The organism is Undibacterium sp. FW305-107, from assembly GCF_058788535.1.
This window is the reverse complement of record NZ_JBYTAV010000006.1, coordinates 277,150-297,463: the sequence shown is the minus strand read 5'-3', so window position 1 is coordinate 297,463 and position 20,314 is coordinate 277,150. Positions and strand designations below refer to the sequence as shown.

General features: G+C 51.1%; 20 protein-coding genes. 11 read left to right on the top strand and 9 right to left on the bottom strand.

Going from position 1 to position 20,314, the window contains the following annotated elements; genetic code table 11:
• Window positions 1-19: 19 nt before the first annotated feature.
• From AC3WQT_RS15525 to AC3WQT_RS15510, 4 genes are all read left to right on the top strand, one after another.
• On the top strand, window positions 20-547 hold the full coding sequence (locus tag AC3WQT_RS15525) for a GNAT family N-acetyltransferase (protein ID WP_492704918.1): 528 nt from the start codon (window positions 20-22) through the stop codon (window positions 545-547).
• Between the two features lie 102 nt (window positions 548-649).
• Window positions 650-1,069, top strand: coding sequence for a VOC family protein (locus tag AC3WQT_RS15520; protein WP_492704916.1), 420 nt, complete (start codon window positions 650-652; stop codon window positions 1,067-1,069).
• Window positions 1,070-1,116: 47 nt separating this feature from the next.
• Complete coding sequence (locus AC3WQT_RS15515; RefSeq protein WP_492704914.1) at window positions 1,117-1,821, top strand: DUF899 family protein; 705 nt, start codon at window positions 1,117-1,119, stop codon at window positions 1,819-1,821.
• Window positions 1,822-1,876: 55 nt separating this feature from the next.
• Window positions 1,877-2,302 carry a YciI family protein gene (locus tag AC3WQT_RS15510; protein WP_492704912.1) on the top strand — a complete coding sequence of 142 codons (426 nt, stop codon included), beginning with the start codon at window positions 1,877-1,879 and terminating at the stop codon, window positions 2,300-2,302.
• 599 nt (window positions 2,303-2,901) lie between these two features.
• On the opposite strand, the gene AC3WQT_RS15505 is transcribed toward AC3WQT_RS15510, so the two are convergent.
• Entirely contained in the window at window positions 2,902-3,459 is a 558-nt protein-coding gene (locus tag AC3WQT_RS15505) for an ester cyclase (protein WP_492704910.1), read from the bottom strand.
• 100 nt (window positions 3,460-3,559) lie between these two features.
• Here AC3WQT_RS15505 and AC3WQT_RS15500 point away from each other — a divergent pair, with 100 nt between their 5' ends.
• Window positions 3,560-4,135 (top strand): PadR family transcriptional regulator, encoded by a 576-nt coding sequence (locus AC3WQT_RS15500; protein ID WP_492704908.1) that lies wholly within the window; start codon window positions 3,560-3,562, stop codon window positions 4,133-4,135.
• A gap of 292 nt (window positions 4,136-4,427) precedes the next feature.
• On the opposite strand, the gene ssb is transcribed toward AC3WQT_RS15500, so the two are convergent.
• Both ssb and AC3WQT_RS15490 read right to left on the bottom strand, forming a co-directional pair.
• Window positions 4,428-4,919, bottom strand: coding sequence for a single-stranded DNA-binding protein (gene ssb, locus AC3WQT_RS15495; protein ID WP_492704907.1), 492 nt, complete (start codon window positions 4,917-4,919; stop codon window positions 4,428-4,430).
• A gap of 34 nt (window positions 4,920-4,953) precedes the next feature.
• The gene (locus AC3WQT_RS15490; RefSeq protein ID WP_492705052.1) at window positions 4,954-6,138 is read right to left on the bottom strand and encodes an MFS transporter; all 1,185 of its coding nucleotides are present in this window, start codon (window positions 6,136-6,138) and stop codon (window positions 4,954-4,956) included.
• A 190-nt stretch (window positions 6,139-6,328) separates the two neighbouring features.
• Here AC3WQT_RS15490 and uvrA point away from each other — a divergent pair, with 190 nt between their 5' ends.
• The 4 genes from uvrA to AC3WQT_RS15470 all read left to right on the top strand — a co-directional run bounded on the left by uvrA (window position 6,329) and on the right by AC3WQT_RS15470 (window position 13,916).
• Window positions 6,329-9,268, top strand: coding sequence for an excinuclease ABC subunit UvrA (gene uvrA / locus AC3WQT_RS15485; RefSeq protein ID WP_492704905.1), 2,940 nt, complete (start codon window positions 6,329-6,331; stop codon window positions 9,266-9,268).
• Between the two features lie 214 nt (window positions 9,269-9,482).
• Window positions 9,483-10,769: an efflux RND transporter periplasmic adaptor subunit gene (locus AC3WQT_RS15480; protein ID WP_492704903.1), complete on the top strand. Its 1,287-nt coding sequence runs from the start codon at window positions 9,483-9,485 to the stop codon at window positions 10,767-10,769.
• 17 nt (window positions 10,770-10,786) lie between these two features.
• On the top strand, window positions 10,787-11,467 hold the full coding sequence (locus tag AC3WQT_RS15475; RefSeq protein ID WP_492704901.1) for an ABC transporter ATP-binding protein: 681 nt from the start codon (window positions 10,787-10,789) through the stop codon (window positions 11,465-11,467).
• A gap of 13 nt (window positions 11,468-11,480) precedes the next feature.
• Window positions 11,481-13,916, top strand: coding sequence for an FtsX-like permease family protein (locus tag AC3WQT_RS15470; RefSeq protein ID WP_492704899.1), 2,436 nt, complete (start codon window positions 11,481-11,483; stop codon window positions 13,914-13,916).
• Window positions 13,917-14,065: 149 nt separating this feature from the next.
• On the opposite strand, the gene AC3WQT_RS15465 is transcribed toward AC3WQT_RS15470, so the two are convergent.
• Window positions 14,066-14,293 (bottom strand): hypothetical protein, encoded by a 228-nt coding sequence (locus AC3WQT_RS15465; protein WP_492704897.1) that lies wholly within the window; start codon window positions 14,291-14,293, stop codon window positions 14,066-14,068.
• 484 nt (window positions 14,294-14,777) lie between these two features.
• On the opposite strand from AC3WQT_RS15465, the gene pth reads away from it, so the two are divergent.
• A complete protein-coding gene (gene pth / locus AC3WQT_RS15460) occupies window positions 14,778-15,350 on the top strand; it encodes an aminoacyl-tRNA hydrolase (RefSeq protein WP_492704895.1) in 573 nt (190 codons plus the stop codon).
• A complete protein-coding gene (locus tag AC3WQT_RS15455; protein WP_492704893.1) occupies window positions 15,347-16,450 on the top strand; it encodes a patatin-like phospholipase family protein in 1,104 nt (367 codons plus the stop codon). The genes pth and AC3WQT_RS15455 overlap by 4 nt, the downstream gene beginning before the upstream one ends.
• 5 nt (window positions 16,451-16,455) lie before the next feature.
• On the opposite strand, the gene AC3WQT_RS15450 is transcribed toward AC3WQT_RS15455, so the two are convergent.
• The 5 genes from AC3WQT_RS15450 to AC3WQT_RS15430 form a co-directional block, all read right to left on the bottom strand.
• On the bottom strand, window positions 16,456-17,052 hold the full coding sequence (locus tag AC3WQT_RS15450) for an acyl carrier protein phosphodiesterase (protein WP_492704891.1): 597 nt from the start codon (window positions 17,050-17,052) through the stop codon (window positions 16,456-16,458).
• Window positions 17,053-17,126: 74 nt separating this feature from the next.
• Entirely contained in the window at window positions 17,127-17,339 is a 213-nt protein-coding gene (locus AC3WQT_RS15445; RefSeq protein ID WP_492704889.1) for a type II toxin-antitoxin system antitoxin, read from the bottom strand.
• Entirely contained in the window at window positions 17,339-17,794 is a 456-nt protein-coding gene (locus AC3WQT_RS15440) for a hypothetical protein (protein ID WP_492704887.1), read from the bottom strand. The genes AC3WQT_RS15445 and AC3WQT_RS15440 overlap by 1 nt, the downstream gene beginning before the upstream one ends.
• A 20-nt stretch (window positions 17,795-17,814) precedes the next feature.
• Window positions 17,815-18,735, bottom strand: coding sequence for an SPFH domain-containing protein (locus AC3WQT_RS15435; protein WP_492704885.1), 921 nt, complete (start codon window positions 18,733-18,735; stop codon window positions 17,815-17,817).
• Between the two features lie 215 nt (window positions 18,736-18,950).
• The gene (locus AC3WQT_RS15430; RefSeq protein WP_492704883.1) at window positions 18,951-20,249 is read right to left on the bottom strand and encodes an MFS transporter; all 1,299 of its coding nucleotides are present in this window, start codon (window positions 20,247-20,249) and stop codon (window positions 18,951-18,953) included.
• Window positions 20,250-20,314: the final 65 nt, after the last annotated feature.

The following is a 20,314-nucleotide window of genomic DNA, read 5'->3' as shown; positions in this document are numbered from 1 at the left end:
CATTTAAGGAGTCAGCATTTTGACAACAATTACTTTCATCAAGGCTGATATTGCGCAACACAAAGATGTCCTCATCACCATGAATATGGAATATATGGGCTGGGTGGCAGCGAACATAGCGCAAGATTTTGGTATTACTACTGAAGCTTTACTTGGTATGTCACTGGCTGAATATGTGCCTGGCGCGCTGGATAAAATTTGTGGTGCAGATGCACTCGATAGCATGTTTTATCTGGTCGAAGTAGATGGTCAGTTTGCCGCCATGGGTGGCAGGCGCGGCATACAAACTGGCATTGCCGAGATAAAACGCTTGTACGTATTACCGGCTTTTCGCGGACTGCATCTGGGCGACACACTTTTACAGCACTTGCTCAACGATGTCCGCAGCCTGGGCTATCAACGTGTGCGCCTGGACAGCGCACCCTTCATGCATGCAGCCCATAGACTGTATGACACTGCCGGCTTCAAGGACTGCCCACCTTATGAAGGTGCGGAAGTGCCATCTGTCTTGCATCCACGCTGGCGGTTTATGGAATTGGTGCTGTAACCTGGATTCTTTATGTGAGCTGACGAACAGTCCGCCAATTGCGACTGGCGTAAGCTGCGGGTTAAAGTGATTGGCAAGCTATTTATACTCCAAGGAAATACCATGCAAGTTGAAACTATCCTGGCCTTTGGTGGCCACAGCGAAGCAGCTATTCAGTTTTATCAAGAGGCGCTGGGGGCAGAGGTAATCGTCATGATGCGCTGGAAAGACAGCCCTGACCCGGCGTTGCGCGCGGTTTCACCAGATCCTGACAAAATCATGCATGCATCATTTCGCATAGGCAATACCACGCTGATGGCAAGCGATGGCGTCGAGACCCTGGCCCACCCGGACATCAAAGGTGTCACACTGAATCTGGAAGCCAAAGACGATGCCGAGGCGCAAAAATTATTTGCTGCACTCAGCGATGGCGGTAAGGTGCAGATGCCTTTGGCAAAGGTGTTCTGGACATCCCTGTCTGGCATGGTCATCGACCGTTTTGGCGTGTCATGGATGGTCAACGTGGCTGAGCAGGAAAACTGATACCAGACCCCAAATATACATGTCATTCATGCTCAGGAGATTTTCACATGGGTACACCACAACTCAAGTCAGCAATCGAATTGGCAAGCAAGAACACTGTGCATTTCCCTAACGAAAGTAAAGAATACAGACTTGCCCGGAATGCTTTACTCGCGGAGGAAATTGAGCTCCGGCGGCAGATAGAACGCGTAGCAGAACAGCGGCGCGCCCTGCCACCAGGAGGTGAAGTAGCCAAGCAATATCACTTCGAAGGCGAAGATGGCCCTGCCGACTTCGCCAGCCTGTTTGGCGACAAGCAGACCCTGGCGATTTACAGTTACATGTTTGGCCCGAAACGAGAACGGCCATGCCCCATGTGCACCTCTTTGCTGTCCGCCTGGGATGGCGAAGCAACAGATGTTGCACAACGCATCTCTTTGGTGGTCATCGCCCGTTCATCAATTGAGCGCCTGATCTCTTTTAAAAAAGAACGTGGCTGGCAGCATCTCAGACTGTATTCCGATGTCAGTGGCGACTACACCCGCGATTACGTCAGCGCAGACGATGCCGACATTCCCGCTTTCAATGTGTTTACCCGGCGCGATGGCACTATCCGGCATTTCTGGAGCGGCGAAATGGGGGCCGACAGCGCAGATCCCGGTCAGGATCCACGTGGCGCACCCGACCTCATGCCACTCTGGACCATACTCGACAGCACTCCCGAAGGACGTGGGGCTGACTGGTATCCTAAACTCAGTTATCCAAAGACATAGAGATCATCCCCATAAAAACAAATCAGCTCTTCCCCACACAAGACGGAGGCAAACAATGAAAGTTCTGGTTATCGTCAAGGCGACGCAAGATTCCGAGGCTGGCGTAATGCCAAGCGAAAAAATGCTGACAGAAATGGGAAAATACAATGAAGAACTCGTGAATGCCGGCATCATGCTGGCAGGGGAAGGCCTGCATCCATCATCAAAAGGCGCACGGGTCAGATTCTCAGGAACTGACCGCAAAGTGATAGAAGGCCCGTTTGCAGAAACCAGTGAACTGGTGGCTGGCTTCTGGATTTGGCAAGTTAAATCGCTTGCGGAGGCGATAGACTGGGTAAAACGCTGCCCCAATCCCATGCCGGGCGAATCAGAAATTGAGATAAGACCAATATTTGAGAATGAAGATTTTGGCGAAATACTCACCCCGGAATTACGTGAACAGGATGACCGTTTGCGCAAGCAGATTGCCGACAGGAATTAAGCAACAGAATTTTGGAAGCACACAGGTTTGTTCCATGGACTTAGGTTTTATTAAACCTGTTAAAGCAATGGCATCTTCAACTCTTCAGCTCCCATAGAAAATTCTCTGTGAGAAAAAATTACACTGGATAAACTGCTGCCAGGCATGTCTGTGGTTCTCTAGCTGATATTAGAACTCCTTTCATAAATAGGCGCGAGTGCGAACAAGACGATTTGAGATGCAGTCCAAGGCCTAAGGTGTGTACCCTGTGAAGCTAAGGCTGATGCCTTAGCGAGGGAGGGGTGACACACTACGCGCTGCAATGCGCCCAAATCGTCAGTTCACTAAGAGGGTTTGCCTCGCAACGCACGCCGGACTGCAGGTTTTGACAATTCGACTCGTGATCAATAGCACCGCTATTGACTGCCTTGTCCATAGTTTTACCCTTGGCCACCCCATGTTAAGAGGCAAACGCATCTCACCGTATTTATGAAATGCGTTCTAAGTACATAGAGTTAGCCGGGTACTTTTTCCAAGCATCCCTTCGTTGCTATAAAACCTCTCAGCATTAACGCAAGCAGCAAAGCCCAGTCAATGGTTTCGTTTATCGGGCATCGTGATTATTTACTCTTCAGTTGCTCGAGAAGTGCACTCACATCTTCAACGTGATGATTCGCTACGAATTTATGGTCCTTGATTGTAAAAATATCGACACCCACAAAGGACACTTGATTATCGGTTGGAAGGTATGAAAAGAATGGGCCCGAATGCGTGCCAGTGAACGTAAAGTAAACCAGTACCCTATCTTCACTCAAAGACTCCATCATGACAAAACTGCGCTTGCCATCCGGAAAACCAACTGAGAGATTTTTCAGGAGGTTCAATGCACTTTGCTTGCCGCTAATACCAGGTGCGTTCTTGCGAGGTGGATAACTTTGGTAACTATCATCAAAGAAGCTGGATATGGCTTCTTCGCTGTATGGCCGCATTTCGGCTGTCTGATAATAGTTCCGGACCATATTTTCATGGCTATTGGCACTGGATGCAGCAGGCACTTCTGTATGCATGATCGTATCCCCTGGCGTTCTCGCCCTCGATGTTGACGGAAAAAAAAGCACATATGAAGCAGCAAGCAAGGTAACAACTGAAAATATTCTTGAAAAAACAAGTTTGTTCATATGATTCCCTTTTTTAATATTCATATGCAATTTGTTGCATATGAATATTATCACGCCAATTTTAGCTATGCAATAAGTTGCAAAGCTATGATATCCTTCAATGATGGCTCTCGCGCACGCAATCTTGTCCTCTATCCTGAAGCATCCTCGTAGCGGTTATGAACTGGCGAAGGAATTCGATCGCGTCGTCAGTCACTTCTGGAATGCGACACACCAGCAGATTTACCGAGAACTTGCGATGATGGAGCGGAATGGTTTGGTCACGGCTGAATTGGTCGAGCAACGAGACCGCCCCAACAGCAAATGCTATTCCATTACCGATCAAGGGAGACAGGTACTGGCAACGTGGATAGCCGAGCCAATTGGCGTATCAGCCATGCGTGAGGATCTGTTGATTAAGCTGCGGGCAGAATCTCTGGTTGACCGCCGTGTATTGATAGAGGAAATAAAGCGACATCGACAGATCCATCTTGATAAGCAAGAATTTTATCAATCAGTGATTGCGCGTGATTTTCCAGATGCAGATACCCTGTCGCCAACTGCGCTGGCGGATTACCTGGTTATCCGTTGTGGGGTTCGTTACGAACTAGCCTATGTTGATTGGTGCGATGAAGCGCTTGCAGCGCTCAATGCGCAGACCTCCACAAAAACTCCTGAAGCTACAAAAGCAAAATAGCAGCAAGACAGTTCGCGCAAACCTGTCCGCCGTTTTCCCCAGAACATACGCGCAGTTTTTGTCACCAATTCAATGCGAGCTAAGACCAAGGCCAGAGGCTCATACGACTCGTCTGGCCAGATCTGGTCAGAAATGAATTTCAAAAAGGCTTTTGCCAATGGTGCCTGCATCTCGCCACCGTTGCTAAGCGCAGCAAACAGTGATTTGATCCCAGCATCATCTTCACTGTCAACAAAAAACCCACTCCTCATAGTGGAAGTGGGCTCTTGTTTACATTTTAAAAAGTTCGGGGTTAAAACGGAATATCATCATCCATATCCGAGAAATTCGGTGCCGGGCGTGAGGCTGGGGCCTGGCGTTGCTGTGGGGCTGCCTGTAGGCGTGGGGCTGGTGCTCCGCCGCCACCGCCGTAGCCGCTGTCGTCCATCGGTGCGCCGCCGCCCATGCCCTGGCGGCTGCCCAGCATTTGCATGCTGTCTGCCTTGATGTCGGTTGCGTATTTTTCTACGCCGTCTTTGTCAGTGTACTTGCGGGTGCGCAGGCTGCCTTCAACGTAGACTTGCGAACCTTTTTTCAGGTATTGACCGGCGATTTCTGCCAGTTTGCCGAAAAAGGTGATGCGGTGCCATTCTGTCTGTTCTTTCTTTTCACCGCTGGATTTGTCTTTCCAGCTATCGGTGGTTGCCACGGTGATGCTGGTCATTGCATCGCCTGATGGCATGTAACGGGTTTCCGGGTCTCTCCCAAGGTTGCCGACGATAATGACCTTGTTCACTGATGCCATGTATTTCTCCTAATTTTTCCTGATACAAATTAATTTATGCCTTGACCGCAACAGCAGTTTTGCTGCGTTTGGGTATGTTGGGCATATTGATAGCGATTATAAGCCACGCGGCTGTAAGCACAGAACTAACAATAAAAACTGATGACGGGTTGAAACTTTGTTTAATCCAGCCGCCCAACAAACCGCCGCAGAACAGGCCCAGGGCCTGCAGGGTGTTATACACACCCAGCGCAGCACCTTTGGCGGCTGGCGGGGCGATGCGCGATACCAGAGATGGCTGGCATGCCTCCAGGATGTTGAAGGCGATAAAAAATGCAAACAGCAAGCCTACCAGCATGGCTGGGGATTGCAAGTATTGCCACAGACCAAGCTCCACCACCAGCAAGAGGGTAATGGCGGCAACAAAGACCTGTTTCATCTTGCCAAATTTCTCACCGATGAAAATCGCTGGCAACATGGCGATGAAAGAGGCGAACATCACGGGCAGATAAACTTTCCAGTGCGCAGCAACGGGAAGGTCAGCATATTGCACCAGTGCCGCTGGCACCACGACGAACATGGCCATCTGTGTCAGGTGCAGGGCAAACACGCCGTAATTGAGGCGCATGAGTTCGGTATTCTTCAAGACTACGGACAGGGGTACAGGTTTATGGCGTATGGCTGGTGCTTCTGGCGTGATGAATACAACAACAGCGATGCCCACCAGTGACAAGACACCAGTCATGGCAAAGATGCCGCTCATGCCTATGCTTTGGTACAGCAAGGGTGCGGCCACTAGTGAAAATGCAAAGGTCAGGCCTATGGAGCCGCCCACCATGGCCATGGCCTTGGTGCGGTGTTCTTCTCTGGTGGTATCGGCAATCAGGGCGGTGATGGCGGCGGAGATCGCGCCTGCACCCTGTATGCCACGACCGATGATGACACCTACGACTGTGGTTGCAGATGCTGCAACAAAAGCGCCAATGGCAAATAGCAACAGGCCGATGACGATGATGCGCTTGCGGCCAAACTTGTCCGAGGCTATGCCAAAGGGAATTTGCCCGAACGCCTGGCTCAGGCCATACATGCCCATGGCGAGGCCAACCAGGCTGGCATTGTCACCATCAGGCAGGGTTTTGGCATGAATTGCAAATACCGGCAGGATGAGAAACAGACCCAGCATGCGCAAGGCAAAGATGGAAGCGAGGGAAGCACTGGAGCTGATTTCCTCACGGCTCATGCCGGCAGGTTCTTGCTCACTCAGTGCGGATGCGTCGGAAGATGTTGCAATAGTCATATTCAAAAAAGCTCGCCAAATCAGTTTAGTTTGCGCAAAGCAAAGACGAGCCCGCGTTAATTTTCAAAACCCGTTATAGTATCAGGTTGCACGCCTACTTCCTCCAATTCGGCCCAAATTCAGCACAGAGATTATGACGACACGCACAAAAGCAGTAAAAGCGCCCAAACCGGCAGAAATTGACTTTGATGCCAGTGATGTTCAATTGGCACAAAAACGTGAATTGATACGCGTACGCGGTGCACGCACCCATAACCTGAAAAATATCAGCATAGACTTGCCGCGCAATAAGCTGGTGGTCATCACTGGCCTGTCTGGTTCAGGCAAGTCTTCACTGGCTTTTGATACCCTGTACGCAGAGGGCCAACGCCGCTATGTCGAATCGCTGTCAGCCTATGCGCGTCAGTTTTTGCAGTTGATGGAAAAACCGGATGTGGACTTGATTGAGGGCTTGTCACCGGCTATCTCCATCGAACAAAAAGCCACGTCGCATAATCCGCGTTCTACTGTTGGCACGGTCACCGAGATCCATGATTACCTGCGCCTGCTGTATGCGCGCGTAGGTACACCGTATTGCCCGGATCACCCTGAAAACCCGCTGGCTGCGCAGTCAGTGTCGCAAATGGTGGATGCCGTGCTGGCCATGCCGGAAGATACCAAGCTCATGATACTCGCGCCTGTGGTCGCCAACCGCAAGGGTGAGCACATGGATTTGTTTGAGCAGATGCAGGCACAGGGCTTTATACGTTTTCGCGTACAGAGCGGCACACATGAGGCGAAGATTTATGAAGTCGATAACCTGCCGAAATTGAAGAAGACCGAGAAACATACGATAGATGTGGTCATAGACCGCGTCAAGGTCAAGGCGGATATCAAGCAGCGTCTGGCAGAATCTTTCGAGACTTGCTTGCGCCTGGCAAATGGCCGCGCCCTGATTGTGGATATGGACAGCAATCATGAGCAATTATTCTCAAACAAATTTGCCTGCCCTATTTGCGGTTATTCATTGCAGGAGCTGGAGCCGCGCCTGTTCTCTTTCAATAATCCCATGGGTGCCTGCCCTGAATGTGATGGTCTGGGGCATATAGAATTTTTTGATCCTAAACGTATCGTCGCCTTCCCTAATTTGTCATTGGCCAGTGGTGCAGTCAAGGGCTGGGACAGGCGTAATCAATTCTATTTCCAGATGCTGTCCAACCTGGCGGCTTACTACGAATTTGATATTGATACGCCTTACGAGCAATTGCCGGAATCTGCACAGCAGACAATATTGTATGGTTCAGGCAAACAACAGATACCGTTTACCTATATCAATGAAAAAGGCCGTACCGTCATCAAGGAGCATAGCTTTGAAGGCGTGGTCACGAACTTGCAACGCCGTTATCGCGAAACCGATTCCATGGCCGTCAAGGAAGAACTGGCCAAGTTCATCAATGAAAAACAATGCCCGTCTTGCGATGGTGCACGCCTGCGCATAGAAGCACGTTATGTCAAGGTGGGGACAGGCAAACAAGAGAAGGCGATTTACGATATCAGCGCCATGCCTTTGCGCGAAACCCTGCATTTCTTTGAACATTTGAAATTAACTGGCTCCAAGCGCGATATCGCTGACCGCATCATCAAGGAAATCACGGCACGCCTGACTTTCCTGAATAACGTCGGTCTCGATTATCTGTCGCTGGAACGCAGTGCCGATACCCTCTCTGGTGGTGAAGCCCAGCGCATACGTCTGGCATCGCAAATTGGTTCTGGCCTGACTGGCGTCATGTATGTACTCGATGAACCATCTATCGGCTTGCATCAGCGCGACAATGACAGGCTCATTGATACGCTCAAGCACTTGCGTGATATTGGCAATAGCGTGCTGGTGGTTGAGCATGATGAAGATGCGATACGCTGCGCCGATTTTGTGGTCGACATGGGTCTGGGTGCAGGTGTACATGGCGGTGAAATTATCGCCCAGGGTACGCTGGCAGATATCATGGGCAACAAGCGTTCACTGACTGCGCAATACCTGAGTGGCGCGCTGGAAATTGCAGTACCTAAAAAGCGTACCAAGGCAGACCCTGCCAAGCAATTGCTGATTGCCGGTGCGCGTGGCAATAACCTGAAAAAAGTGTCGATGAAATTGCCAGTGGGCTTGCTGACATGCGTTACCGGTGTTTCTGGCTCAGGCAAATCAACGCTGGTGAATGACACGCTTTATCACGTCGCTGCGCGTCACTTGTATGGTTCGCAAACTGAACCGGCAACATTTGACCATGTCAGCGGTCTTGAACATTTTGACAAAGTCATTTCTGTCGATCAGGCACCGATAGGTCGTACACCACGTTCCAACCCTGCCACTTATACTGGCTTGTTCACACCTATCCGTGACCTGTTCGCGACTGTGCCGACGGCAAAAGAGCGTGGCTATAGCGCTGGCCGCTTCTCTTTCAACGTCAAGGGTGGTCGTTGTGAAGCCTGCCAGGGCGATGGCGTGATCAAGGTAGAGATGCATTTCTTGCCTGACGTGTATGTGCCTTGCGATGTCTGCCACGGCAAGCGTTATAACCGTGAAACCCTGGAAGTGCATTACAAGGGCAAGAACATCAATGAAGTGCTGGGCATGACGGTAGAAGATGCGCATGAATTCTTCAAGGTGGTCCCTATCATTGCGCGCAAATTGCAGACCCTGCTGGATGTGGGCCTGGGCTATATACGGCTGGGACAGAGCGCCACTACCCTGTCGGGTGGTGAAGCGCAGCGCGTCAAGCTGTCGCTGGAACTATCCAAGCGCGATACCGGCCGCACCCTGTACATCCTGGATGAACCTACCACTGGCTTGCACTTCCATGATATCGCCCTGCTGTTGAAGGTAATACACAGGCTGCGTGACCAGGGTAATACGGTGGTCATCATCGAGCATAATCTGGATGTCATCAAGACAGCTGACTGGCTCATCGATCTTGGCCCTGAAGGTGGTGCTGGTGGCGGCAAGATTATTGCGACAGGTACACCGGAAGAAGTGGCTGCCAACCCTGAGAGTGTGACGGGCAAATATTTGTTGCCGCTGTTAAAAAAACCCAAGTAAGTTTTTGAGATTCATTGAAGCACCGTTCCCGTCATGGGAGCGGTGCTTTTTTATTGGCTGGCTGTGTCCGTATATGAACAAGCAAACTTGTCGCTGACTTGTCCATTTCCGGACAGTTTCGCAAGAAATATGACACAGATACTGGTTTTAAGGGCAGGACATGCCTGGCACAGGCTTTGCAATAGGCATACTGAGACAGCAGACAAATCAAGAGATGACGCAGCCAAACGCACTCCCCGCCATTACCGGCGTAGCGATGGACAAAGTGATACCCGGAAAGCGTAAGCAGCGCTGGCTGCGGACCTGCTTTGCGCTGGTGCTGCTTGGCGGTTTAGCCAGCCTGGCCTGGTATATGATGCCGCAAGGCTTACTGGTAAAAGCAAATGAGCTGCGTATTGCCAGCGTTGAACAAGGGCTCTATCTGGATGACCTGATGTTGCGCGCCACCGCAGAGCCACTCAATTCAGTAGTGCTTGATGCTGTTGAATCCGGCCGCGTGGAAGAAGTATTTGCCCAGGATGGAAGCATGGTCAAACAGGGGCAATTATTGTTCCGGCTATCCAATCCCCAGCGCAACATGGAATTGCTGGCACGGCAGGCGGAACATACGCAGCAGATTTCCAATCTGGCCAATTTGCGTGTGAATTTCCAGTTGGGTAATACAGATCACCAGCGCCGTTTATCAGCACTGGAATTTGAACTGGCTCAAACAAAGAAACAACATGCCAGAAATGAAAAGCTGGCAGAACAAAGTTTTATCTCTTTAGTGGCGCTGGAAGAATCGGCAGATAAACTGGCACGTGCACAATTTGCCGTCGATGAAGAAAAAACCAGCCGCGATGCAGAGTTGAAAGTGAAGCGTGATGCGCAATTGCAAATGGAAAATGGCATCCGGGACTTGCAGTCAGGTTTGCAACTGGTGAATGCCACGGTCACTGCACTGGTAGTGCGCGCCCCGGTCGCAGGCAGGCTGACTGACTTTCATTTGCAAGTTGGCGAAACCATGACGACGGGAAAACGCATAGGCCGCATCGATGACCCAAGGCTGGTAAAACTGGTGGCACAAATAGATGAATATTATTTGAACCGAATTGCCAGCGGGCGCAATGGCATAGTACATCTGGGGGATAAAACCCTGGCCGTCGTGGTACGTAATATCTTCCCGCAAATCAAGGATGGCCGCTTTAAGGTGGAACTGGAGTTTGCGCAAGAGCAGGATTATGCGATCAGCCCAGGTCAAAGCCTGGAAGTCAATATCACGCTGGGTGAACCGGGCCAGGCTTTATTATTGCCCAATGCGAGCTATGTCACGGATACAGGTGGCAACTGGGTGTTTGCTCTTAAACCCGATGGGACACAAGCCGTAAGGCGTGAAATAAAAACCGGTAGGCGCAATAATCGCCAGATAGAAGTCTTGTCAGGTCTGGCAAAAGGAGACAAAGTGATCGTATCGGGCTATGCCAATTTTACTAATGCAGAACGCTTGCAAATCAGTAAATAAAAATCAGGAAACTTATCATGATCAAACTAAGAGCTGTCAGCAAAATCCATATCACCGGCGAAATACAAACCACGGCACTGGACCAGATAGACCTCGATATTGATGCAGGCGAGTATATCGCCATCACCGGGCCTTCTGGCTGTGGTAAATCGACCTTGCTGGGCTTGCTCGGTCTGCTGGATGTGCCTACGCAGGGGAGCTATGAGTTTGAAGGTCAGGACATCTCGACGTGGAGTGAAAATAAACTCAATCAACTGCGTCGTGGCCGTATAGGTTTTATTTTTCAGAGCTTTAATCTGATAGAAGAATTATCCGTCGCAGAGAATGTGGAACTGGCACTGGAATATACTGCCACGCCAGCCAAAGAAAGACGTGAACGCGTTGCTGCCATGCTGGAGAAACTGGGTATCAGCCACAGGGCAAAGCACAGGCCTTCACAATTGTCTGGCGGCCAGCAGCAGCGCGTGGCGATTGCCCGCGCCCTGATTGCCAATCCGGCGGTCTTGCTGGCTGATGAACCTACTGGCAACCTCGATAGTGCGCATGGTGATGAAGTCATGCGCTTGCTGCGCACCATCAATGCAGAAGGCACGACTGTGGTCATGGTCACCCACTCACCATCACACGCAGCGCAGGCTTCACGCACCCTGCATTTGCTTGATGGCCGTATCGTCGTCGATGCCTTGCAGGCAGCATGAGGCAGAACCTGAGATGAAATTAAGAGATTTCCGCATAGGCTGGCGCGTACTGGCACAAGAACCTGGCTATTCAGGCATCAGCATATGCATACTCAGCTTAGGCATGGCGATATGTCTGTTGATGCTGGGTTTTGTACGCTTTGCTTTTGAATACGATAGCCAGATACCGCACGTCGATGAAGTGTATGTCATCAAGCATAAATACAATGTTGACCCGGCAGAAGCACGGTTTGACCAGGCCCCCGCCCTGCTTCGTATACCGGGCAAGAATATCCCTGGGGTTCTTGATATCAGTGGTTATATTTTGCAACCTGATGCCACGGTCCGCGTGGGCGAAAATCTCAGCAAACTGAAAATTCTTCCCGCCTTGCCAGGGTTTGCAGAAATGCTGGGCTTACAGGCAGTAGCGGGAGACTTGAAAGCCGCACTGGAAAAACCAGAAAATATAGCCATTACCGAAAGCGCCGCCAGGAAGATATTTGGCCCTTCACCGGCCCTGTCTCAATCCATACAGATCAATGACAAGACCCTGCGCGTGGCTGCTATCTTGCGCGATGCGGCTGCCAATACGACGATACCTTATTCTGCTGTCGTCGGAGAGAAATCCTCCCTGTTTTCCGCCGAAGAACGGGCTGAAGCGCTGACAGGTGCGCACGCTTCAAATGCCAAACTCTTCATACGTATACAAGCTGGCAGTTCACTCAAGGCGATTACCGAAAAGCTGCAAGATATCGTCGATCATGCAAGCAGTGTGCAAAACAATATGTTGCCAGATGCCAAAGCCAGACTGGGTACACGCAAGGCGATGGACCTTAGCCTCGTGCCTTTGCGGGACGCCTATTTTGATCAGGAAATTGCAAAAAATCCTATCACTGTGCCGGGTGACCGGGGCGACCCTGCGGTGATCAAAGGGCTGACTGCCATCGCCGTCCTGATCCTGGTGCTGGCAGCCATCAATTATGTCAATCTGGCGACGGTGCGCACACTGCGCAGGCAGCGTGAGATAGGCATGCGCAAGGTGCTGGGAGCGAGCATCCCTCAAATCATTTTGCAATTCCTGGCGGAATCCTTGCTGGTATCCATGCTGGCAACTGGGCTGGGCCTGCTGCTGGCTTACCTCGCGCTGCCGCTGTTTGCAGAACTCATGAACCGCAAGCTCGACAGCATAGTCTCCGGCGGCAATCTCGCTGCCGCTCTCATCATTGGCATGCTGCTGGGTGTGCTGACTGCCATCTACCCGGCCTGGATTGCCATCCGTACCCGTCCTACCCAGATATTGGCAGGGCGACCTGACAGTGAGTCCACACAAGGCAGGCAATTGCGCAGGCTGATGACAGTCTTGCAGATTGCCACTGCCATGGGTCTGGCCAGCGTGACGCTGGCAATCGCCTGGCAGGCAGACTTTGCTATCAAGGCATCGCCGGGTTTTGATCCTGCTCCTATCCTGATCGTGGATTTGCCCGAACCTGTCAGTGAAAGCAAGAATGCCCAGGGCCTGATCGCAGCCTTGTCACAGAAGCCGGATGTCGCCAGCATGGCTGCGTCAACAGATGCCATAGGCCGTTATATCAACCCGTGGCTGATGGATGTCAAACTGCCGGACGGTACTGCGATTGCACCCGACATGAAATCCGTCAGTGCCAATTTCTTTGCTACTTACCAGATCAAACCTGTCGCCGGACGCTTGTTTGATGCTAGGCTGGACAAGGAAGGCGATGCTGAACCCATCATATTGAATACCATTGCAGTACGCCAGCTGGGTTTTGCCACACCGGAAGCCGCTGTCGGAAAAATTCTGGTGTACAAGCAATTCGACGGCAAGCAAGCGATTAAACGCATCATAGGCATTGCCCCTGAACTGCGCTTCCATTCCCTTCGCGAAGCACCACGCGCCATCGCCTATGAACTCTGGGTGGCAGGAACCGTACTCAGCATACGCAGTAGTACGTCTGTTGCGGCGACTGCCAGCACCTTGCAAAACCTTTGGCCCGTCTACTTCCCTGACAAGTTACTGGAGATGCACAGTGCCCGGCAAATCCTTGACGCGCATTATGAAGAAGACCAGCGCCTGGCAAGATTGCTCGTCATCTCAAGCATCATCGCCCTGGCCATCGCGGCATTCGGCACCTATGCCTTGTCTGCCTATACGGTACAAAGACGCGAAAAAGAAATCGCCCTGCGCAAACTCTACGGCGCAGGCAAACGCCATATCACCAGGCTGGTGATGAAAGAATTAGGCTTGCTGACCTTGCTATCAGCCGCCATCGCCCTGCCCGTTGCGGCCATCACGATAGAACGCTATCTGGCAAGCTATGTAGAACGCGCACCCATCGTCTGGTGGACGCTGGTGTTTTCACTGCTATGGTCCTGCGCCATCGCCTTCATTGCTGTCACCCTGCAAGCCAGAAAAGCCACTCGTCAACGTCTTGCCCTTTCCCTGCATGCCTGAGTAAAGCCTGTGAATTCCCAGATCTGTTTCCGGGAATTCAGCAGAACAGTTGGCCTGAACCTCTTCTCCCGTGCGTCATAAACTGCATGTTTTTTGAATATGCTGGCACGGGAGTTTTTTAAAATGAAAGCATCATTCAGAAAAGTAAATCACCCCAGCTTTAAGAAGCATGAGTACAGGTCGTAGTGACGTTGTTTTTGTTTTTGTTTTTGTTTTTGTTTTTGTTTTTGTTTTTGTTTTTGTTTTTGTTTTTGTTTTTGTTTTTGTTTTTGCTTTTGACTTTCTGCAGTTCCCATGTGTCGACGCCGTTTGTGCATTACAGAAAATGGAAAAAGAAAGGCCGATGCTTGAGGTGTAGCAGGGGTTTCATGGTGCATGTACGCATGCCTGCGTAACGACATGCGCTTGCAAGCGCATGTTCCTAAAGCAAGGCCGCAGGCGAGTTTTCGGACTTTCCCATTTTTTATACTGCATAAACGGGTACCCCCTTCAGGGGGCGACGACGCCTGGGTCGCCTTTTTGGCATCCCTTTTTGGCGAAACAAAAAGGGATGCTGCTGTCTGGCTACCCCGACCGGCAATCCTAAATGACGTGTAAGCGTATTTGAAAAACAGGTACGTAAAACAATAAGAATCTGAAGTTAATACGCTTTACGATATGCCACGCACACCGCTGGAGCGCCAGCCCGGTGGAATGACGCTAATGAGATTGCTCGGGATTGAGCGTCTGACATATCTGTAAAACCCCATCAAAACCTATTGTCACAACCCCGCTTTCGCCTTAGCACATTCAGCTTAGTTATAATAACCCCCATTCCACAGGACATCAGTCCTGCAATAACAACAAGATACCAGCTTAGCAATGACCATACGCCTGATCGTCGGCCTGGGTAACCCCGGCCCTGAATATGAACAAACACGCCACAATGCCGGTTTCTGGCTGGTAGATCAATTACCAGTCAGCCTGCAAAGGGACAAGAATTTTAATGCGTTGGTGGGCAAGACCCGCATCGCCAATCAGGAAGTATGGCTGTTGGAGCCGCAAACCTTCATGAACCGGTCCGGGCAATCGGTTGGAGCAATCTGCCGCTTCTACAAGATCACGCCTGACCAGGTGCTGGTCGTGCATGATGAACTGGATATCATGCCTGGCATTGCCAAGCTCAAACTGGGTGGATCATCTGGCGGACACAATGGTCTCAAAGATATTACCGCTGCGCTGGGTACCCAGGATTACTGGCGTTTGCGCATAGGCATAGGCCACCCGCGCAGCCTGAATTTGACACAGGGCGTAGCGGACTTTGTCTTGCACAGGCCACGCAAGGAAGAACAGGGGCCGATAGACGAAGCCATCGCCAATAGCCTGGCTGTGCTACCCTTATTGGTTGAAGGTAAATTCCCTGAAGCGATGATGCAACTACATACGACAAAATGAGTTCAGCCATACAAATCCATGCCGGTCGCAAAGCTTACGCCCATCTGCGGGAACATGGTTTGCGTGCGCAGGATGTGGCCATCATCCCGGCAGCGGCAGGCGGCCCCAAGGGTTTGATATTGCAGGCTTTGGATCAATGGATATTTGGTGAATGGCTGCCAACTGCACCGCGTGAACGCACGCTGATCGGTGCCTCTATCGGTGCCTGGCGCATGGCGGCAGCCAGCCACGCTGACCCGGTGGCGGCTTTCCAGCGCCTGGGTGATTTGTATTGCGAACAGCGTTACCCTGAAAAACCTTCTGCTCAATATGTAACGCGGGAGATACAGAATCTCTTGCATGATTTCATCGGTGGACATGAAGCAGAAGTCGTCAACCAGCCTCTGCACAGACTGCATTTGCTGGCAGTACGCGGGCGTGGCTTGTTGGCAGCGCCTAAATCTGTGCACAAGGCCAAGGTCGGTTTTGTGGCAGCGACGTTTGCCAACCTGGCTTCGCGCTCGCGTCTGGCCAGACATATGGACCGTGTGATTGTCGGCGATACGCGTGATCCACTGTTCTGGCTGAAAGCCAAATTCGATGGTTTTGATACCCACTTTTGCCCGCTGCAAACAGATAACCTGGGCTGGTCTCTGCTGGCTTCCGGCACCCTGCCGCTGATCATGGAACCAGTCTCGCATATCCCGCATACGCCGGCGGGCACTTACTGGGATGGCGGCATCATCGATTACCACCTGGCCCTGCCCTATTCACGCGTGGCAGGCAGCAAGGATGGCGACCTGGTGCTGTACCCGCACTTTACCGACCATATCGTGCCTGGCTGGCTGGATAAGCCCCTGCCATGGCGCAGGGCAGGCATGGGAACCAATCGTCAATGGCTGGACAATGTGATCATGGTGTCACCCTCACCGTCTTTCCTGAAGACGCTGACACGCGGCAAACTGCCGGATAGAAAAGATTTTTTTTATTACGGCACGAACCATGATTTCCGTATCCAGAACTGGAAGCTGGCAATCAGCGAAAGCGGACGCATGCGTGACGACTTTGCGACGTTTGTCGATAAGCCAAATCTTGATCTGGTGCAGGCTCTGAATTTTTGAGTTGGCTAGCTTGATATTTGCCTGCGTTGTTCAGCAACATACTGTATGAGTTCTGGAAAGAACTCCTGAAATCCCTCTGATAAAGCCGCATAATTACTTTGCAGATCATCCAGGCCTGCGCGTAACAAATCACCATTTTTTGAAAGCCTTTGCGAAGTGCGTTCTACTGCAATTCTTACGCCATCAAATTCATGATAAGACCCCAGCCAGTCCTGGCTGACCATGCGCGGCAAGGCTGCCTGCAGGTTTTCTGGCAAGACTATTTTTGATTGTTCTTGCAGGGCTGTATAAAAACGCGCTATCAATTCCTGGCGAGGAGCCGGACTATGCCGCGGCCAATGCTGACTCAGAACATGATCATAAAAAATATCCAGCAAAATGCCCGAATAACGGCGGTGCTTATCCTGGAATAAAGCTTTCGCCTGTAAAACGACAGGGTGGCTATCGGTATAACTATCCACCAGCCTGTGTATCTGGATATCTGCCTGGATGTCAGGGTGATAAAGTACGGTGTCTTTCAGTTTGACAAAGTCACCGAGCAGAGCCCCCAGCATGGCGTGATCACTATGCTGGGCCAGGTAAATGTGGGCGAGGTAATTCATAAGTGAAGCCAGTATAGCGGGCTTTTTGCCTGGCTGCTGCTGCGCTACAAATCAGTCAAATGAGTTCAGTCAAATCAATCGTCAGCCTGACTGTCGTCTTCGTTTGCAGCATCTGCCATTGTTTTGGATGAAGGCACATGCCGCCCTTGCTGCTTCAATGCCTGCCTGAGCAAGTATTCAACCTGGGCATTGGCACTGCGCAGCTCTTGCGCGGCCATGCGTTCGATCTCGTTCCACAACAGGGGATCGATACGCAGAGGGAAGGATTTTTTTCCTGGACTGGCCATTATCTGGCATTCAAACGTGGAGTGATATAACTGAGCAGGCGCTGTGGATCTTGCGTACCCAGGCGCAGGGTCTTCCCATTGCGCAGGCCCAGGCGTACTGCCAGATTACCAGTGGCGTTATACAACATGCCTTGCGATGTTTTTTTAATACCCAGCCCCTCAAGAAAAGCAGTATTTGTGCGTTCTGCAAACTGGATATCAGCCAGCGCCACTTTCCAGACTGGCCATCCCAGCCAGCCAAAACTCCAGGTCAGATGGCTGGCATCTATGCGTATGGTCAGGCAACCCAGCATCAGCAATACCAGAGCATTGATAATGGGGGCACCCAGCATGGCCCAGGTAGCCAGTGGCAGGCCAGCCATGATCTGCGTGCCCATGGAAAACAATGTCAACAACGGCATGAATATCCACAAGAATCTGAACCACTGTTTTTCCACATAGACTGGATGTTCCATCGTCTTATCTCGCTACGTAATCAATTGTACAAAGTGCCGGTATTGATGACGGGCTGGGTTTCCTTATCTGAACACAGCACCACCAGCAAATTACTGACCATGGCAGCCTTTCTTTCATCATCAAGTTCGCATATCTTGCGCTCTGACAAGCCTTGCAAAGCCGCTTCCACCATGCTGACCGCACCGTGCACGATTTTCTTGCGGGCGCTGATAATAGCTTCTGCCTGTTGACGGCGCAACATGACCTGGGCAATTTCTGCTGCATAGGCCAGGTGCGTGAGCTTGGCGTCTTCTACATCAATACCGGCAGCCGTAAAGCGCTTGTGCAATTCGTCACGCATGGCACCGGCCACCACATCCATGCCTGCCCGCAGGGTTGTCTCGCCTTCAGCCAGGTCCTCGCCATCGTCATAGGCATACTGTGTTGCCAGGTGGCGTATCGCTGCTTCAGACTGAATATTCACAAACCGTTCAAAATCATCGACATTGTAAATCGCCAGTGCCGTATCCTGCACACGCCAGATGATGGCGGCACCAATTTCTACAGGATTACCACGCTTGTCATTCACTTTCAGCGGTGCCGTGTTCAAAGTGCGGGCACGCAGGCTAAGCTTGCGTTTGGAATAAAAAGGATTCACCCAACGCAAGCCTTCGCTGCGGTCTGTACCCTTGTATTGCCCAAACAGCGACAATAAAGCAGCTTCATTCGGCTGCAGCATATACAAGCCGGTGAGTATGAAAATACCCACAACAACAATCGCCAGACGCGCCAATACCGCTGGCACACTTGGCTGACCTGCACCGACCAGGTCAATAAAACTATAGGCACCGCCTGCGACAAACAGCAAACCCACAACAATCATGAAATAACCGTCCAGCGACGTAAGTGAACGTTCTTGTATTAATTTTTTACCAGTCGCTGACACTGAGGTAGTACTCATACTTTCTCCTGATAGATGGCACTTTGAAATCAAAGTGATATCACTTTAGTGCGCATGCATGAAAATGTCAAGGGAGATTAAAAATCAATGCAGATGTGCCGAAACAGCACAGGAATGACAAAAAGGCTACCCTCTATGGGCAGCCTTCTTTAGATATGCTGAAGTTCAGAATAGTGTCAGGGCAAGAGTTCAATGCAGGAATTCGAAGAAGGAATTCAAGATAGAGGAAACAAATTCTTCACACGGTTACCAGCAAGCTTTTTGCTCGCAGCCAACACCGAAAGGCAGGTCTGTGGCTTGCAAGTTTCCAAGGGTTCAGGTACTTGCATACACTCCTCTGCAGGCTTGCTGCGACTACCGGCAAAATACAGGAGTACGCCCAGCATGGCTGCCGAGATCAATACCAAGAACATGACATCACTCTGGAAATGCGCCAGCAGGAAACCACAGATCACGGGATTAAGTGCAGCACCAAACATGGCCAGGCTCTGCGCCCCATAATAACTGCCACGCTTGTCTGCAGGTGCGATCATATCGATGAACATGTATTCACAGGGAATGACTATGACCTCTCCTACTGTGAAGACCAGGGTTGCCAGCACCCAGCTCATCGCGCTGCTGGCATGCATGAAGCCCAGCAAACCCACAGCATACAAAGTGGCACCCAGACTGACCCAGCGGAACAGGTATTTCTGCTGCATGAGTTTGCCAACAGGATATTGCAAGACCACTACGATCACCGCATTGGTGATGAGAATGAATGGCAGCAATTGCGCAGTCGCCTGCGTACCCTGACTGATCATCAGGTATTGCGACAAATAGCCGGAAACAAAACGGCCAAACACGAAAGAAGTCAACACACTGCCCATGGTGAACAAAATCAGGCGGCGGTCGCTTCTGAGTACACGCATGGTTGCATTGAAACCGGCAGGACTGGATTTGGTTTCTGAAGTCGCTTTGACTGCAGTGGCAGGTTTTCCCAGCACCTGCGATGCCAACAACGAGAAACCTGCAGCCAGCCACAATGGGCCAGAGACCTTGATGGCAAACAACCATGCTCCCAGAACCGGACCAAGGGCAAACGCCACATTGATCAGCGTATAGTTGAGAGAGAATGCTTTTGGTCTTTGCTCAGGTGGCAATAAATCTGCCAGCGTTGCCTTCAGCGAAATGCCGCGCAAGGTCAGCGCTGACTCTATGCACATCAGGGCCAGCAAAGCTGTCCAGGCATTTGGCGCTATCGTCAATGAAGCAGTACAAACAGCAACCACCACACCCGCCAGTTTCATCAGAAAATTCTTGCTGAGGCGATCTGCAAGGTAGCCTGCATACAGACTGAACAGGGTAGAAGAGAAAATGCTGCCTCCCAGAACCCAGCCTATGGTTTGCTGGTTAATGCCGAGGTGCTCATGCAGATACAGTGCCATGAAAGGCAGGGCGACAGCACGCCCCATGACAAAGACAAAGGAACTGAATAAAAGCCGTATCACGGTAACGGGAAAGCGGGACATCATCTTCCTTTTTTGTACATTCAAAAACGGGCGGGGGCTGATGTCTGACAGTATGGTAAAAAAAGCAG